Here is a 15,062-nt window from a genome sequence, read left to right as displayed (position 1 = left end):
ATTGTGGCCCAGCCAGGCCTGATTGCCTCGGTCGATCCGAATATCGCCGAGGTAGTTCGCCCGAGACGGCAGCGGCAGAAAGAGAAGAGCAATCGCGAGATGAATGACCCTGATTCTCATTTCGACCTCCAAGGCGCCTCACCCCCAGCGCAATCGGAGAATCCGGATTCCGGGACCGCGTCTGGATCGGAGGTCCTGTGAATCGCCCGTCGGACATGATACCAGATTGGCCTGGAGTGCGACACCCGAGAATGAACGCCCGCTCGGCGATGGCGGGCGCCACGCTTGCCCGAGCGGTCCGTCCTAGCTGTCGTGCTTGGCTAGTTCCGCCGCGACGCCGAACCTGGTATAGTGGGTGTCGCACGAAAGGGGAGTGCGCGATGAGATCGACTCTCGTCTCCACGGTTTTCCTTCTTGCGATCGCCGGCTCCGTAGTCGCTGCCGACCTCGGCCAAACGCCCGCCCCAAAGCCGCCCGGGCATGAGTACCGAGGAGGCGGGCGCGTCGGCGGAGATACGATCGCGGATGCGGTCTTGATTCCGTCGCTTCCCTATGCGGACTCCGGAAACACGTGCGGCTATGCCAACGATTCGGATGGGAACTGTCTGTATGTGACGTCGACGTCGCCGGACGTCGTCTATCGCTACAATCCAGCAGTGGACGAAGTTGTGGAAATCGATCTCTGCGCGTCCTCCTACGACACCGCGGTCTATGTTTGGGAGGACTCCGCCGGAAACGAGATCGTCTGCAACGATGACGGATGTGGTGCGGGCAGGCAGCAATCCCGTATCTGGTTTGCGGGCCTTCAGGCTGGGCACAGCTACTACATCATCGTGGACGGCTACGGTGGAGACTGTGGCGAGTACTCCATCACGGTGGAGCGTTTGGAGTTGTGCGACTTACCCTGTCCCTCCGGCGCGCTCGTCGAAGGGGAGCCACCCTGCGCAGATGATCAAAGGGACGTTTACAATCCCGGCTGCTCCGGGGATGAGGGCTACCTACGGGACTGGTTGCCGATCCCGGGACAGCCGGGCGGCTGCGCCACCGTCTGCGGGCGATCCTGCACGTACCGGTACGAGGTGTGGGAGATGCGTGACACGGACTGGTACAGGGCACAGGCCGCCGGCGGAGTGGTGACGTTGACATGCAGGGCGGAGTTCCCGCTGATGTGCTATATCATCTATGGAACGGACTGCGGCCACCTCAACTACGTCTACGGGCAGGCCTCTCCTTGCGAACCCCTCACGATCGAGTGGGTCGCCCCTGCGGCCCAGGATGTGTGGCTGTGGGTGGGACCAAGTGTCTTCCAAGGCGTTCCCGAGAGCGACTACGTCTTCGAAGTCTGCGGGCTCAGCGAGACCTCAGGATTGGTGGGGGCATGCTGCTTCGGGGGCACCTGCCGAATCCTGACCGAGGACGAGTGCGCGTTCTTCTCCGGCGTGTGGGAACGGAACGCCTCCTGCTACCCGCTCCCGTGCGGCAACACGGGAGCCTGCTGCCTGCCGGACGGATCGTGCGCGAACGCGCAGATGGGCGAGTGTCATCGAATCGATGGCATCTGGCTCTTTCCGATTACGAGTTGCATTCCGAATCCCTGCGGACCGGTGCCTGTCGAGCGGACGAGCTGGGGGCGGATCAAGAGCTTGAACAGATAGCCTGAACCTCACTTCACGAGCCTCCTCTTCATCAAGAACAGCGCGGCCACGAAGCAGATGCCCGCGATGACGACGAGGTAGGCGAGGCTCCACTCCCATCCCTCCCGATACCAGCCGAGAAAGGACCCGCGCACGAGGAACGAGACGTGCGTCAGCGGCAGAACCCACGCCACGAGACGCGCCCATCCCGGAAGGATGTCGATCGGGAAGAACGTCCCGCTGAACATGAACATCGGGAAGATCAAGAGGAAGATCGGGAAGTTGAAGGAGTCGATGTTCGGGACCAGGGCCGTCGCGATCAGACCGAGGCAGGCGAAGGTCAATCCTCCGAGGACGGCGAGCGGAACCACCCAAAGCCCGGTCGGATAGTGGACGAGGCCGAAACCGGTGAGGACTCCCAGCATGATCACCGACGCGAGGATGCTCTTCGTCGTGCCCCAGAGAATCTCCCCCACGATCACGTCCTCGACCAGGAGCGGGGTCGCGATGATCGCGTCGAAGGTTTTCTGGTAGTACATCCTCACGAATGAGGCGTACGTGTTCTCGAAGAAGGACCAGAACATGATCGCGACCGCGACGACGCCCGGCGCCATGAAGTTGAGATAGCTGACCCGCTGGCCCTGGTACTCAAGATCGCCGATCAGCGAGCCGAGGCCGAGGCCGAAGGCCAGCACATAGAAGACCGGCTCGAGCAGGGGCGGAAGGAAGTTGGTCTTCCATGTCGTGAGATAGACGTCCAGGTCCCGCCGCCAGACCCGGAAGCTCCTGAAGGAGACGTTCCGCAGCGTCCCTCGCATCGCTAGCCCCTCAGGCCCCGCCCCGCGAGCCGCAGGAAGACATCCTCCAGGGTCGCCTGCCGCAGGAGATGCTCGATCCCCGGGAAGCGATCCTCGAGCTGCCTCGCGCCGTCATCGCCGTCGCGAAGATACACGTAGACTCGCGCATCGACGACCTCGTGGGCCCATCCGCGCTCCGCGACGAAGGCGGCCACCTCCTCGATCCGGCTCCAGACCTCGATCACATGCTTGCCGACCTCCCGCTCGATCAGCTCTGGCGGCCGGCCCTCGCGAAGGATCTTCCCCTGATCCATCAGGATCACGCGGTCGCAGAGCTGGGTGGCCTCCTCCATGTAATGCGTCGTCAAGAGGATCGTCGTCCCCTCGGTCTTGAGTGTCCGGATCCTCTGCCAGATCGCGTGGCGCGCCTGGGGATCCAGGCCGGTCGTCGGCTCGTCCAGCAAGAGAAGGCGCGGCTGATTCAGCAAGGCGCGGGCGAGGATGAGGCGGCGCTTCATGCCTCCCGACAGTTCCTGGATCTTCGCCTTCGCCCGCTCCTCGAGCTGCATCATCCGCAAGAGATCGCCCGCCCGCTCGCGCGCGACGCCCCCGGGGATGCCGAAGTAGCGCGCGTAGGTGAGGAGGTTCTTCCCGACGGAGAAGTCGGGATCGAGGTTGTCCTCCTGCGGGCACATCCCGATCTCCTTCTTCACGGCGCGGGGGAAGTCGGCGACGTCCAGATCGAAGACCTTCACGAATCCGGAGGTGATCGGCGTGAAGCAGGAGACCATGCGCACGGTCGTGGTCTTCCCCGCGCCGTTCGGCCCCAGGAATCCGACGCATTCCCCGTGGAGGAGATCGAAGTCGATCGCGTCGACGGCCGTGAAGGCCCCGTATCGCTTCGTGAGGCCGCGGGCCTCGATCGCTCGGCGACGGGAAGACATGGAGGAGTCAGACTACCGCCCCACGGAAGGGGTCGGCAAGGGGACGTTCGTTTGTGCCGCGAATCGGTTGCAGGCGCGGCCGAGTCTCTCGGCGGTATCCTACGGCGCGGACGGCCAGTCCTCGCGTCCGCAGACGACTTGATCGACGATTCCGACGACCATCGAGCGGACGGGGGCGAGCGAATCGCCGAGGATCTGTCTCGATCCGTTCCCCTCGTCCAGGACGAGCACTGTCTCTCCCGCCCCGGCGCCGACGGCGTCGAGCGCGATGATCGAGCTTCCGGCAGGCTCGCCGTCAGCCTTCAGCCGATCGAGGATGAGGATCTTCTTGTTGGCCATGGATGGATGGTGGATCGTCGAATAGAGACGGCCGACGACTCGGGCCAGGATCATGGCCGCGCCTCGTCGAGCTGGATGCCGTCGACGATCCCGATCACCGCGTGATCCACCGGCACGAACCAGGGATCGAGCGTCAACGCCGCCTCGCGGGCGGCTTCCCAGTAGACCAGCTCCGTCGGGCCGGCCATCCGGGTGCAATCGGCGCATACAAACGGCCGCCCACTCGGCCGCTCGCCCTTGTCGAGCGGCTGCACCCACAAGAGCGGCACGCCCTCGAGGCCTTCGTAGACTACCGCGGGGACCAGAGTCCCGATCACTCTTCCAAGGTGCACAACCGCTTCCTCTCGATGGCTCCGACCGTTGCTGACATGAGCGGGCCTGCCCGAACTCGCCCGTTTGATCGCCTAGTCGCTCGGCGGCTGCTCGGCCCCCTCGGGCTCGCCCGCCTCGCAGGCCGAGAAGCGCGTCGAGGTCCCGAGCAGGCGGCGGAGATTGTCATCGAGCCTCGGCAGAATGCTCCGGTGAAGCACCCTCTCCTCGGGGATCGACGAGGCGCCGATCTCGAGCGCCGCCTCCACTTCGGGGAGCGGCCCGTCGAAGAGGACGAACGCCCTGCCGCCCAGGCCATCGGCAAGCCGCATTTCCGCGATCCGGACAGCGGCCCCCTTCACGCCCGCGTCCGCGGCCCGAAGCAGCGCGGCCACCCCGTGCGTCTCAAGGACCCCGAGCGCTTCCTCCTCGATCTGCGCCGTCCGCCCCAGCGCCCCTTCGAGGACCTGCTCATGGACATCCGGGAGGAAGACGTCGTCGATGAGGAAACCCCGCCCCTCCTCCAGCCCCGCCTTCCAGGCTTCCCCCACCGACGCGACCGAGCCGCCCACCATGACCAGGTAGCGGCCCGGATGTACGGTCCCGACCTTGAGCAACGAGATCGGCGCGCGCTTGACCATGGTGTCGGCGGCGCGGATTCCGGCGGCCACGCTATCAAGCTCGATCAGAGCCAGTGCGGGGTGCTTCGTCTCAGTGGGGCCCTTCGTCTCGGTGGGATTCCTCATCTCAGCGGAGCCCCTCATCTCACACGATCCTGAAATGGTCGACGAGGACGCAACGGCGCTCGCGGCTGAAGCTACGCGGGCCGGTCATCCCCTCCCCGGTCGGACTGGCGATCGTGAAGCTCGCGTGGCCCTCCCCGCCTTCCCCGAGTCCCGCATAGCAGGGTCCGTTCTTCACGAAGATCGTCGTGTTCATCTCCCTCGCCATCCTGCTCAGGTGATCGAGATTCCTGGAGTGCATGACCGCCGAGTGGCCGCATCCCTGCTCGGCCTGCCTGGCCAGATCGATCGCGCGATCGGCGTTCTCGACGCGGACCACAGGCAGGACCGGCATCATCTGCTCCGTCCAGACGAGCGGATGCTCGGCAGGGACCTCCGCGACAGCGAGGCGAATCCGCGAGTCGGCGCGGATGCCCGCCTCCGAGAGGATCCGGGCAGCGTCCTTCCCGACGAACCCCGTATTCACCACACCAGGCCTGCCCTGACCTCGATTCTCCTTGAAGATGACCTGCTCCACCCGGCGCAGCTCGTCCGCCCTGAGGCGATAGGCTCCGTTACGGATCATCGCCTGCAGGAGGGCATCCGCCACCGAAGCCACGACGAAGACCTCCTTCTCATCGGTGCAGATGACGTTGTTGTCGAAGGAGGCGCCCAGGACGACATCGCGGGCCGCACTCTCGATGTCCGCGCTCTCGTCGACGACCACGGGAGGGTTCCCGGGGCCCGCGCAGATCGCCCGCTTGCCGCTGCGCATGGCTTCGACCACAACGCCCGCGCCCCCTGTGACGACGAGAAGCCTGACACCCGGGTGCCGCATCAGCTCCTTGGCGCTCTCGATCGTCGGCTCGGCGACGGCGCAGATCAGATCGGCCGGCCCCCCGGCGGATCGGATCGCCCGGTTGAGAAGCCGGACGACGTGGCAGGAGACTCCCTTGGCCGACGGATGCGCGTTGAAGACCACGGCGTTGCCGGCCGCGAGCATTCCGATGCTGTTGCAGATGATCGTGCTGGTCGGATTGGTGACGGGCGTGATCGCGCCGATCACGCCGTAGGGCGCCCTCTCGAGGAGCATCAGGCCACAGTCGCCCGAGACGGCATGGGGCAGAAGCGCCTCGGTACCGGGGGTCTTCACGGCCACCAGCCGGTTCTTGACGATCTTGTCCTCGACGCGACCGAGACCGGTCTCCTCGACCGCCATGCGAGAGATCTCCTCGAGGACGGCGAGCATCGAATCCCGCATCGCGGCGACGACGCGATCGCGCAGGGCGAGGCTCTCTTTCTGGAAGGAGCGGAAGGCCTGGCCCGCGGCATCGACGGCGGAGTCGACATCGACGAAGAGCCCGGGGCCAGCCCTGGACTCGGGCCCGGTCGTAGGCTCCGGCCCGGCCTCGGGCCCCGGCCCGAGCTTCGTCCCGGGCCCCGGCCCGAGCTTCGTCCCGAGCGTCGGCCCGAGCTTCGGCCCGAGCTTCGGTCCGAGCGTCGGCCCGAGCGCCAGCCGCTCCGCGATCCGAGCGGCTACCTCGGAGACCTCTTCATCGGTCAGGCGGCTCAAGAGTCGCTTCCCTCGTCATCTCGGCCCTTCTTGTAGACCTCGCGGCCGGCGATCTCCCAGCTATCGACGATCGCCATGATGACCGCGTCGACGGGGCGCTTGTCGGTGAGGCTTGTCATCCGCGCCGAGCTTCCGCTCGCGTAGAGGACAAGCTCGCCCACTCCGGCGCCGACGGCGTCGGCTGCGACGACACTTGTCCCGGTCGCCTTGCGATCCTGGTCGACTTGCTCGAGAAGAAGGAACTTGAGGCCCTCGAGGGTCTTCTCCTTCTGGGTCGAGACGACCGTCCCGACCACTCTCGCCAAGTGCATGGGCGCTTACTTCCCCTTGGCGGCTTCAGGCGCTCGGCCCAACGGGATCACGAGGTCGACGTTCGTGTGAGGCCTCGGAATGATGTGGACCGCCACGATTTCGCCCACGCGCGCCGCGGCTGTCTGGCCAGCGTCGCACGCGGCCTTCACGGCTGCGACGTCCCCACGAACGATCGCCGTCGTGTACCCGCCCCCCGTCTTCTCGTAGCTCACCAGCTCGACCTTGGCGGCCTTGACCATCGCGTCGGCCGCCTCGACCATCGCCGGAAAGCTCCGGCACTCGATCATCCCCAATGCTTCTGCCATTCTCCGCGAACCTCCTCTTCGACAGACCCTCGAACGAGAATTCCGATCATGTTACTTGCCCGCCGTCACGCGGCCCGTGACCGCTTCCAGGGCGCGTGTCGCCGCGGGCGCCGCGACATCGATGTCCCTCTCCTCTCCTCCAAGGTAGACGCGACCGAAACTGCCGAATGCGCGCACCTCCAGGATGTTGATCTCGGCGGCCTTCTCGGCCTCATTGGCCGCGAGCGCCGCATAGGCCGCGGGCTCGCACTCCAGGATGAACAGGCTCTGCCCCGCGAGAATCATGTTGCCGTGCCGCATCCGGTTGATCAGCTGCGTCTGGTGATCGTCGAGGGCGCGGATGATCTGGCTCGAGAGAATGCGAGGCTTCATTCGATCCGCCTCCTCCACCTCCAGAGCGCGCAGGATCGCGGCCCCCGCCTGGCGGACGTCGGCCTGGCTCGGCGAGTGGATCTCGAGCATCCCGAAGAGGCGCTCGACGATCTGCATCCCGGGAGTGACCTTGGTCGACTTGAGGGCGATGTCCGTGATCCGGTTGATGTCGATCCCCGGCGAGATCTCGACGAAGAGGCTCGCCTGCCCCTGCGTGGGCAGGAATCCCTGCGCGACCGTCGCGAGGAACGAGGCATACTGCGGCTGCAGGCAGTCCAGGAAGACGTAGGCCCTCAGATCGACCATCGCATCTCTCCGCGTTCCGGCCTCACGACGCGCGCCATGACGCGTGCGCAGGCGCCTCGCGCGCTTCCCTTGCGATCTCGACGCCGCGGCTGGTGCCGATGCGCGTCGCGCCGGCCTCGATCATCTTTCGGGCGTCGGCGAGAGTCCTGATTCCACCCGCCGCCTTCACCCCCATCCCCGAACCGGCGACCTCCGCGGCCATCAGGGCCACGTCCTCAACGGTCGCGCCGCCTGGCCCGAATCCCGTCGAGGTCTTCACGAACCCCGCCCCCGCCCTTCTCGCTTGCCGACAGGCCGCGCGCTTCTCCTCATCGGTCAGGAAAGCGGTCTCGATGATCACCTTGCAGAGGGCGCTCCCGTCGCGGCAGGCCTCCACGACGGCCCGGATGTCCCTGAGGACAGCCACCTCATCGCCTCCCTTGAGGGCGCCGACGGGGATCACCATGTCGATTTCGCGCGCTCCCTCCCGGATCGCCCTGCGCGCCTCGAGCGCCTTGACCTCCGCCGGGCTCGCTCCCAGCGGGAAGCCGACGACCGAACAGACCTTGACCGGACTTCCGCGAAGCTCCCGCGCGGCCAGCGGGGTCCAGAGGGGATTGACGCAGACCGCGATGAAGCTCCACTCGCGCGCCTGTGCGCAGAGCTTGCGGATCTCGGCCTCGGTCGCCTCCGGGCGCAGCAGCGTGTGGTCGATGAAGCGGGCGATCCCTTCGCACATGCGGTCGGCCTCGACCGGCGGCGAACCGCGGCGGACGACGGACGCGGCGGACCGCCCGCTTCGAATCGATGGCGGCGTCATCATCTGCCCCTGCCTCCCCTCGGCGAGCCGCTGGACCTCGTGGAGGATGCGCGAGAGATCCTCCTCGCTGATCTGCGCGGGGCCGGCGATAGTCTGCTGGCTCGGCTGCGACGCCGATGCGGCGACCGGCCCCTCGATCTGGCCGACGCGGCGCAGGTGGCGCTCCTCGGTGCAGCGGGCCTGGAGCCAGAGGCTCACGATCTCCTCGGCGAGCTTCGGGCCGATCAGTCCCGCCCCGAGAGTGAGGACATTGGCGTCGTTGTGCTCGCGGCTGTTTCTCGCGGTCGAGAGGTCGTAGGCCAGAGCGGCTCGGATTCCCGGGACCTTGTTGGCAACCATGGCCGAGCCGATTCCGGCGCCATCGATCACGATTCCCCGGTCGCAACGGCCACCCGCGACTTCCGTGGCCGCGGCCCGGGCATGGAGAGGATAGTCGGTCACTTCATCGGATGAAGTTCCCACATCCACGACTTCGTGACCGAGAGTCTGAAGATGCCGAACGAGCTGGCCCTTCAGGTTGAATCCGGCGTGGTCCGAGCCGATGGCGATTCTCATGGATCCTGAATCAGTCAATCCTGGATGCGCGCATTGATGCAACCATTAACACCCATATAGATACCCGACATCTATTCACATCCATACCTGGGAGTCTTCGCGAGGCCGATTCCGTCTGGGTTCGATCCGGCCTGACTCGGTGGCCAGAATCGCCTGCAGCCGGCGGACCAGGAGACGCAGGGACTCGAGTCCAAGCTCGGTTATCTTGAAGCGGGTCAAGGACCTGTTCCCTCTCATCCCCTTTGCGATCTCGATGTACCCGGCATCCGCCAGCCTCCTTGCCTGGACATGGAGGTTCCCGTCCGCCAGAGACGTCATCTCCTTGAGCTGGGTGAAGGTAAGGGCTTCCCCGGGCACAAGGCTCGCAATGATCGCCAGCCTCGCCTGAGAGGTCAGATGAGCGTCGATGACCAGTCTGCTCATGTTCGATACCCCATGCGCTTCACAAACGGAAGTTCTATCCACTTTGTCAGCTCTGTCAAGCAGATTCTGAACTCATAGACAAACATTACTCCATTCGATGAAGTAGCCGGCCATCCAGGCTCCGGCGTGCGCCTGGCCAGCCCGTCTGCTACGATCTATCCGATGCGACCCGAGCCGTTCATCGCGGGATCAGCCCTCTCCCACCTCGAGTGCGCCCGCTGCCGCGAGACCGAAGACCCCGATCGCCTGCTGGGCGTCTGCCCCAGGTGCGGCGGGCCGCTTCTGGCCCGCTACGACCTGCAGAGGTCCGACCTCCGGGGACTTCCGCTCGAGTTCTCGCTCCGCGCGCCCGATCTCTGGCGCTTCGCGGAGCTGCTCCCGGTGCGGTCGGCCCGCCTCCGCCTGAGCCTCGGCGAGGGGATGACGCCGATGCTCGGAGCGCCGCGCCTGGCGAGGGAGCACCGCATCGAGAACCTCTGGATCAAGGACGAGGGGAGAAACCCGACCGGATCGTTCAAGGCCCGAGGAATCGCGGTGGCCATCGCGCGGGCGGCCGAGCTCGGCGCAACGGCGGTCATGGCCCCCTCGGCCGGCAACGCGGGCCTCGCCCTTGCCGTCTATGCCGCCAGGCACGGCATGCGCGCCCTCGTCGCCTTCCCCGAGGAGGTGCCCCCCGCCTATGTCCGAGACTGCCGCTTCTACGGCGCCGAGGTGATCCTGGCCGGAGCGTCGATCCGGGAGGCCGCCGCGGCGATGAGAGACCATCTCGAGACGGACCGAAGCTGGCAGGAGGCCTTCGATCTCTCGACTCTGCGAGAGCCGTACCGGGTCGAAGGGAAGAAGACCATGGGATATGAGATCGCCGAACAGCTCTGGGGCAGGGCCCCGGATGCGATCCTCTATCCGACGGGGGGCGGCACCGGCTTGATCGGAATCTGGAAGGCCTTCGAGGAGATGCTCGAGCTCCAGTGGCTCTCCGAGCCCAAGCGCCCCAGGATGTTCGCGGTGCAGATGGAGGGATGCTCGCCGATCGTTGACGCCTTCGAAGCGGGAGCCGATGACGCCACGCCCGCTCAAGAGGCCAGGACGCGATGCTGGGGACTGCGCATCCCCGCTCCCTTCGCGGGACGGGAAATCCTGGCCGCCGTCCGCGCGAGCGGCGGCGGAGCGATCCGCGTGCCCGAGGGGGAGTTGCTCCCCGCCTACCGCGCCGCGGCCCGCTTGGAGGGTATCGACCTCGCCCCGGAGGGAGCCGCCGCGCTCGCGGCCCTACCCCTCCTGCTCCAGGCGGGAGCCCTCAAGCCGAGCGACTCGGTCCTCGTCCTCAACACGGCATCCGCGGGGATGTACAAGTAGCCGCCCGGGAGGGCCCGCGCGCGGCGCCGCAGGCTCAGTCCCCTGCCCCTACCGCACCACGAACCAGATGCCGGCCAGGATCAGGCCCACGCCCGCGTATTGCAGGAGGGTCAGCCGTTCACCGAAGAGCGACCACTGGATCGCGAGGATGACGAGATAGCCGACGCTCACCATCAGCGGATAGGCGAGGCTCAGCTTGAGGCTCCGCAGCGCGAGGGAGTAGCAGATCAGGTTCGAGGCGAAGCAGACGAGCCCGAGGATGTAGGACCAGCTCAGGAACGAGGCGATCGGCGCGAGAAAGGTCCCCTGGACCCGGAACAGAGGCGCAACCGCGTGGCTCATCGAGTACTTGATCAGGACATTCGCCAGCGCGTTCAGGAGGAGGGCCGCCGCGAGGTAGAGGAATGCCGGCACGGGAATCGTTCCGTCAGGGGCGCCTGCCCGCCGGATTCCCTTCGTCGAAGAGGCCGAGCTGCTCGGTCGCCGGCGGCAGGGCCGCCAGCACCTGCTCGATCCAGGAGTCGCGAGACCAGGCGGGAAGCCTCACGCAGTCGATCCGGAAATCCCTGATCAGCCCCTCGATCATCTTGTCGATCTCCTGCTGGTAGTCGCCCTGCGTGTCCCGGATTCCGTCGAAGCGCGGGGGCGTGACGATCGGCACCTTCACCAGAAGCCCGTAGGTCGGCAGCCAGGTGGCGATCAGGCTGTCGAAGACCGAGACCCTGCCGAACTTGGAAACCAGGTAGGCGTAGTTGTCGAGGACCGACCGGTCGCAAACGATCACGTCATGATGGACGGCCGCCTCGATCTCCCGCGCGATCTGCGTATGGAGGATCCAGGCCTGCGCGTCGATCGTGGTTCCCCGGTTCAGAGGGAGGGGGCAGGAGCGCGCCACCTCCTTGACCATGTCGACCCGGAAGTCGCGGCGCTTCAGTACCGCGGCGAGCTCGAAGCAGAGGGTCGTCTTGCCGACCCCGTGAGATCCGAGGAAGGCGACCTTCAGAGGCGGAGCCTCCCTCTCGCCCACCTCGCGCGGACCTTGTGTTACCATGACGGGCGCGAGCCTACCACGGGAGCAGCGAAGCGGCAACGTCGAGCCTCCTGGGTCGACTCCGGAGGGAGGTCGATTGACCCGGATCAAGATCGGCGACTCGATCTTTCTCATCCCCGACGAACGCTGGGAGGACTGGGTCCGCCAGGGAAGAATCCCCCCCGGCGCTTGGATCCAGTCTCCCGTCTGGACGGACGGCATCTGGCGATTGGCCGACTCGCTCGAGGTCTACCACCTCTTCCTGCCGACCGCGCCGGCCATCCCCAAGCGCTCCGCTCCAGGCCTGAGCGAGACGATCTTCCCGCGGCGATGGCTCTCGATGACGGAGACGCTCATCCTCCTGAATCTCGTGGCGAGCGCAGTCCTGCTCCTGGTCTGGCGGGACCTGTTCTCGATGCGCCTGCTCTGGCTCTCGCGATTCCTGCGCCACTTCATCGGAAGCGGCGAGGGGCTCTTCGCCGTCATCGTCCCGATGTTCCTGCACGCGTCGCCTTCCCATCTCTTCTTCAACATGATCGCCCTTCTCGCGGCGGGAAGCGTGGTCGAGTACTTCTACGGCAAGGGAAGGATGCTGGCGACCTACTTGACGGCCGGCTTCGCCGCCGCTGCCCTTTCGTTCGCATTGCGGCCCAAGCCTTATCTATCGGTCGGCGCGTCGGGCGCGATCTACGGCCTCTACGGCCTCGCCATTCTCTTCCTCATCAGACACTACCGGCGTTTCAACGCGCTGCAGCGCTGGAAGACCGTCCGCGTCTATCTGCCGATCGCGGCGCTCGCGACTCTCCCCTCGATCGCCGGCGAGCGGGTCGACTTCTACAATCACCTGGGGGGATTCCTCGCGGGATGCGCGATCGGGGTCTTCCTCCCCGCGGGCGAGCGGCTCGCCCATGTCACGGAACCGATCCCGGCCGCCGCGGACGAGGCCTCCCCATGAGTCGCCCCCGCTCGACCGAGGCGAGCCTCTTCCGGCACTGCCCCTACTGCGCGGTCCCCCTCGTGGTCGAGCGGAGGGATGGGCGGCCGCGTCCGACCTGCCCCGCCTGCGGATACATCCAGTACCGCAATCCCGTCGTGGGCGTCGCCGCGATCCTGACGGAGATCGAGATCGTCGGGCTTCTCGGCATCGATGCCGTCCGGGCGGCGACGGGGCAGGCGCCCGATCCCCGCGGATCGAGGCTCCTCCTCGGCCGGCGATCGGTGAGCCCCAAGGGGAAGTTCTGCCTCCCTTGCGGGTATGTCGAGTTCGACGAGGACCACCGCGAAGCGCTCGTCCGCGAGGTCGCGGAGGAGACAGGCCTCATTGTCGTGGTGGAGGACCTCTTCGCGGCCCATTCGAACTTCCACGACCCGGATCGACAGAGCGTCGGCCTCTGGTATCGGGCGCGCCCTGTCGGCGGCGCGCTCCGTCCGGGCGACGATGTCGACGCGCTGATTCTGGCGCGCCCCGAGAATCCGGGCGTCGCGCTAGCCTTCCCGACCGACGGGATCGTCCTTGCCCGGCTGGCGGAGATGGAAGCCGACCCCTGCCGCGCCGCCGGGCCGCGGAGCGGCGAGCCATGACACGCCGCAGCAAGAAGTCCCCGGCCTGCGGCCTGCCGCCACGCATCCTCCTGATCACCGCCGCCCTCTGCGCGATCAGCCCGCGGGTTGCGGACTCGGGCTTCTTGGAATCGATGGGTCTCGACACCCCCTTCCTCCTCGGGCAGGTCGACCACTTCACGCCGATCGACATCGGCGGGGACGGGGTGACCGATCTGGTCTGCGCCGGAGCGGCGATCCTCGAGGGCGCGGAGGTCCTGGAAGGATCGAGCCCGGAAACGGGAGATGTCGTCCATCTCCTGCGTCGCGGTCCCGTGGATGGCTGGCGCCACGCGCAGAGCTTCCATGTCGAAGGAACAATCCGGGAGATCGCCGCGGGCACGATCGACGGGGACGAGAGGGACGACATCTTGATCCTCGCCGGAGAGATAGGGATACCGAGCCTCTTCCTGATTCCCTTCCTGCAGAGCGATGAGGGAAAGCTCGTGCGCGGGCCGCGCACCGACCTCGGGGGCAGGATCTGGTGGCCCGAGCAATTGAGCGTCGGCTTCGGCGGGACCGCGGTCTTCACCGACTGGACGATCGCCGAGGATGAGTCCCTACTCAAGCTTCTCTCCCTGAGATACGATGATCGATCCGGCTTTCGACCTCTTCACGCGAGCATCATCCGTCTCGACGACCTGGAACGCGGGTCAGGGCACTTGATTCTGCATGACGGACCCAATCCCATGGTCGTCCTCTGGGGCCATTATGAGAGCGGCTCGGAGTATCGACTCTGGACGGTCACGCAGGATTCGACCGGATGGCGGAACCCGTCGCAGGCCATCGCGATCGATCACGACCCGGGCTCGCTCAAAGTCGTCCGGCGCGACCATCGGTCGGAGGCTTGGGGCATGACCTGGGACTGGTACATGCCTCAGCCAAGGCACACGCTTCGCCGTCTCGCCGCGGCGCCGGGCACCGACTCCCTCTTCTCCCGCGACTACCCGTTTCAGCCTCCCAAGAACTTCCTCTGCTGCTCCGAAAACACGCACTTCATCGATCTCGGCGACTCCCTGCTGTTCGCCTGGGCTACCTACGGACCCGGCGAGTACCGGATGCTCCTCGGGACAGTCGGGCCGCGAGGCGCTTCCCAAGTAGGAGAGCCGTGGGTCACATGGAGTGCCACCCTCGAGAACCTGCTGCGCGCCCCCGAGGGCGGGATCGATCTCATGTTCTCGAACGGAGCGGCCCACTGCATCCTGCCCTCGCGGACCCTGCCCCCTCCTCGTTTCGAGCTCTACCTCGACCAGGCCGATGAGATCGAAACCAGGGGCGACTTCGATCACGACGGGCTCGACGACATCGTCTTCAAAGGAAGATGCGGGGACCGGACCTGGAGCTACTGGCTGCTCCGCGGAAGGGACGAGCCCCCTTGGTTCTGCGATCCGGAACCGATCGCGCGCGCGGAGCGCCTCGAAGTCGCCGCGACGGCCGATCTCGATGGCGATGGATTCCTGGATCTCATCATGCGCGCGACGGAACCTTCTCGGATTCGTTTCGTCCCCTACTTCTGGACCGGCTGGCGCTTCGAGCGGGACGAAGGGGCCGCCGTGCCACGCGTCTCGTCGGAGGTGATGCTCTCCGACTTCGACGGGAACGGCCGCACGGAAGTCATCCAGTTCCCGGCCTCCAAGATGCGAATCTGCGAGTGGGGGGCAGACCGTAGGCCGCAAGAAGCGGTCGA

General features: G+C 66.4%; 18 protein-coding genes. 5 read left to right on the top strand and 13 right to left on the bottom strand.

Going from position 1 to position 15,062, the window contains the following annotated elements:
• Positions 1-380: 380 nt before the first annotated feature.
• Positions 381-1,655 (top strand): hypothetical protein, encoded by a 1,275-nt coding sequence (locus FJY88_07035; GenBank protein ID MBM3287091.1) that lies wholly within the window; start codon positions 381-383, stop codon positions 1,653-1,655.
• A gap of 8 nt (positions 1,656-1,663) precedes the next feature.
• Here FJY88_07035 and FJY88_07030 read toward each other — a convergent pair whose 3' ends face one another.
• From FJY88_07030 to FJY88_06980, 11 genes are all read right to left on the bottom strand, one after another.
• A complete protein-coding gene (locus FJY88_07030; GenBank protein MBM3287090.1) occupies positions 1,664-2,452 on the bottom strand; it encodes an ABC transporter permease in 789 nt (262 codons plus the stop codon).
• Between the two features lie 2 nt (positions 2,453-2,454).
• Positions 2,455-3,375 carry an ATP-binding cassette domain-containing protein gene (locus tag FJY88_07025; protein ID MBM3287089.1) on the bottom strand — a complete coding sequence of 307 codons (921 nt, stop codon included), beginning with the start codon at positions 3,373-3,375 and terminating at the stop codon, positions 2,455-2,457.
• A gap of 99 nt (positions 3,376-3,474) precedes the next feature.
• Positions 3,475-3,768 carry a hypothetical protein gene (locus FJY88_07020; GenBank protein ID MBM3287088.1) on the bottom strand — a complete coding sequence of 98 codons (294 nt, stop codon included), beginning with the start codon at positions 3,766-3,768 and terminating at the stop codon, positions 3,475-3,477.
• Positions 3,765-4,046, bottom strand: coding sequence for an ethanolamine utilization protein EutN (locus FJY88_07015; protein ID MBM3287087.1), 282 nt, complete (start codon positions 4,044-4,046; stop codon positions 3,765-3,767). Before FJY88_07015 ends, FJY88_07020 begins: the two co-directional genes overlap by 4 nt.
• 72 nt (positions 4,047-4,118) lie before the next feature.
• Positions 4,119-4,787, bottom strand: coding sequence for a BMC domain-containing protein (locus FJY88_07010; GenBank protein ID MBM3287086.1), 669 nt, complete (start codon positions 4,785-4,787; stop codon positions 4,119-4,121).
• A gap of 1 nt (position 4,788) precedes the next feature.
• Complete coding sequence (locus FJY88_07005) at positions 4,789-6,318, bottom strand: aldehyde dehydrogenase EutE (GenBank protein MBM3287085.1); 1,530 nt, start codon at positions 6,316-6,318, stop codon at positions 4,789-4,791.
• Entirely contained in the window at positions 6,315-6,629 is a 315-nt protein-coding gene (locus FJY88_07000; GenBank protein ID MBM3287084.1) for an ethanolamine utilization protein EutN, read from the bottom strand. The genes FJY88_07005 and FJY88_07000 overlap by 4 nt, the downstream gene beginning before the upstream one ends.
• A 6-nt stretch (positions 6,630-6,635) precedes the next feature.
• Positions 6,636-6,935 carry a BMC domain-containing protein gene (locus FJY88_06995; protein ID MBM3287083.1) on the bottom strand — a complete coding sequence of 100 codons (300 nt, stop codon included), beginning with the start codon at positions 6,933-6,935 and terminating at the stop codon, positions 6,636-6,638.
• 51 nt (positions 6,936-6,986) lie between these two features.
• On the bottom strand, positions 6,987-7,613 hold the full coding sequence (locus FJY88_06990) for a hypothetical protein (protein MBM3287082.1): 627 nt from the start codon (positions 7,611-7,613) through the stop codon (positions 6,987-6,989).
• A 22-nt stretch (positions 7,614-7,635) separates the two neighbouring features.
• Entirely contained in the window at positions 7,636-8,967 is a 1,332-nt protein-coding gene (gene deoC / locus FJY88_06985) for a deoxyribose-phosphate aldolase (GenBank protein ID MBM3287081.1), read from the bottom strand.
• Between the two features lie 75 nt (positions 8,968-9,042).
• A complete protein-coding gene (locus tag FJY88_06980; protein MBM3287080.1) occupies positions 9,043-9,390 on the bottom strand; it encodes a transcriptional regulator in 348 nt (115 codons plus the stop codon).
• Between the two features lie 162 nt (positions 9,391-9,552).
• On the opposite strand from FJY88_06980, the gene FJY88_06975 reads away from it, so the two are divergent.
• Complete coding sequence (locus FJY88_06975; GenBank protein ID MBM3287079.1) at positions 9,553-10,746, top strand: threonine synthase; 1,194 nt, start codon at positions 9,553-9,555, stop codon at positions 10,744-10,746.
• A gap of 48 nt (positions 10,747-10,794) precedes the next feature.
• Here the strand turns inward: FJY88_06975 and FJY88_06970 are convergent, their stop codons facing one another.
• Positions 10,795-11,196: a hypothetical protein gene (locus FJY88_06970; GenBank protein ID MBM3287078.1), complete on the bottom strand. Its 402-nt coding sequence runs from the start codon at positions 11,194-11,196 to the stop codon at positions 10,795-10,797.
• The gene (locus FJY88_06965; protein ID MBM3287077.1) at positions 11,174-11,797 is read right to left on the bottom strand and encodes an ATP-binding protein; all 624 of its coding nucleotides are present in this window, start codon (positions 11,795-11,797) and stop codon (positions 11,174-11,176) included. Before FJY88_06965 ends, FJY88_06970 begins: the two co-directional genes overlap by 23 nt.
• Between FJY88_06965 and FJY88_06960 the strand changes: the two genes are divergently transcribed.
• The 3 genes from FJY88_06960 to FJY88_06950 form a co-directional block, all read left to right on the top strand.
• On the top strand, positions 11,796-12,731 hold the full coding sequence (locus FJY88_06960; protein ID MBM3287076.1) for a rhomboid family intramembrane serine protease: 936 nt from the start codon (positions 11,796-11,798) through the stop codon (positions 12,729-12,731). The genes FJY88_06965 and FJY88_06960 overlap by 2 nt on opposite strands.
• Positions 12,728-13,357, top strand: coding sequence for an NUDIX domain-containing protein (locus tag FJY88_06955; GenBank protein ID MBM3287075.1), 630 nt, complete (start codon positions 12,728-12,730; stop codon positions 13,355-13,357). Before FJY88_06960 ends, FJY88_06955 begins: the two co-directional genes overlap by 4 nt.
• Positions 13,354-15,062: VCBS repeat-containing protein (locus FJY88_06950; protein MBM3287074.1), on the top strand; the 1,709-nt coding region annotated here is incomplete at its 3' end. The genes FJY88_06955 and FJY88_06950, both read left to right, overlap by 4 nt.

The sequence above is a fragment of the Candidatus Eisenbacteria bacterium genome (assembly GCA_016867495.1).
Taxonomy (GTDB): domain Bacteria; phylum Eisenbacteria; class RBG-16-71-46; order CAIMUX01; family VGJL01; genus VGJL01.
This window is presented reverse-complemented; position numbering and strand designations above follow the sequence as displayed.

What these genes read in the sequence shown, in the direction of transcription:
- FJY88_07030 (MBM3287090.1), bottom strand. Translation starts at nt 2,452, where the DNA reads ATGCGAGGGACGCTGCGGAACGTCTCCTTCAGGAGCTTCCGGGTCTGG.
- FJY88_06965 (MBM3287077.1), bottom strand. Translation starts at nt 11,797, where the DNA reads ATGGTAACACAAGGTCCGCGCGAGGTGGGCGAGAGGGAGGCTCCGCCT.
- FJY88_06990 (MBM3287082.1), bottom strand. Translation starts at nt 7,613, where the DNA reads ATGGTCGATCTGAGGGCCTACGTCTTCCTGGACTGCCTGCAGCCGCAG.
- deoC (MBM3287081.1), bottom strand. Translation starts at nt 8,967, where the DNA reads ATGAGAATCGCCATCGGCTCGGACCACGCCGGATTCAACCTGAAGGGC.
- FJY88_07035 (MBM3287091.1), top strand. Translation starts at nt 381, where the DNA reads ATGAGATCGACTCTCGTCTCCACGGTTTTCCTTCTTGCGATCGCCGGC.
- FJY88_06960 (MBM3287076.1), top strand. Translation starts at nt 11,796, where the DNA reads ATGACGGGCGCGAGCCTACCACGGGAGCAGCGAAGCGGCAACGTCGAG.
- FJY88_06995 (MBM3287083.1), bottom strand. Translation starts at nt 6,935, where the DNA reads ATGGCAGAAGCATTGGGGATGATCGAGTGCCGGAGCTTTCCGGCGATG.
- FJY88_07020 (MBM3287088.1), bottom strand. Translation starts at nt 3,768, where the DNA reads ATGATCCTGGCCCGAGTCGTCGGCCGTCTCTATTCGACGATCCACCAT.
- FJY88_06980 (MBM3287080.1), bottom strand. Translation starts at nt 9,390, where the DNA reads ATGAGCAGACTGGTCATCGACGCTCATCTGACCTCTCAGGCGAGGCTG.
- FJY88_07000 (MBM3287084.1), bottom strand. Translation starts at nt 6,629, where the DNA reads ATGCACTTGGCGAGAGTGGTCGGGACGGTCGTCTCGACCCAGAAGGAG.
- FJY88_07025 (MBM3287089.1), bottom strand. Translation starts at nt 3,375, where the DNA reads ATGTCTTCCCGTCGCCGAGCGATCGAGGCCCGCGGCCTCACGAAGCGA.
- FJY88_07010 (MBM3287086.1), bottom strand. Translation starts at nt 4,787, where the DNA reads ATGAGGGGCTCCGCTGAGATGAGGAATCCCACCGAGACGAAGGGCCCC.
- FJY88_06955 (MBM3287075.1), top strand. Translation starts at nt 12,728, where the DNA reads ATGAGTCGCCCCCGCTCGACCGAGGCGAGCCTCTTCCGGCACTGCCCC.
- FJY88_06975 (MBM3287079.1), top strand. Translation starts at nt 9,553, where the DNA reads ATGCGACCCGAGCCGTTCATCGCGGGATCAGCCCTCTCCCACCTCGAG.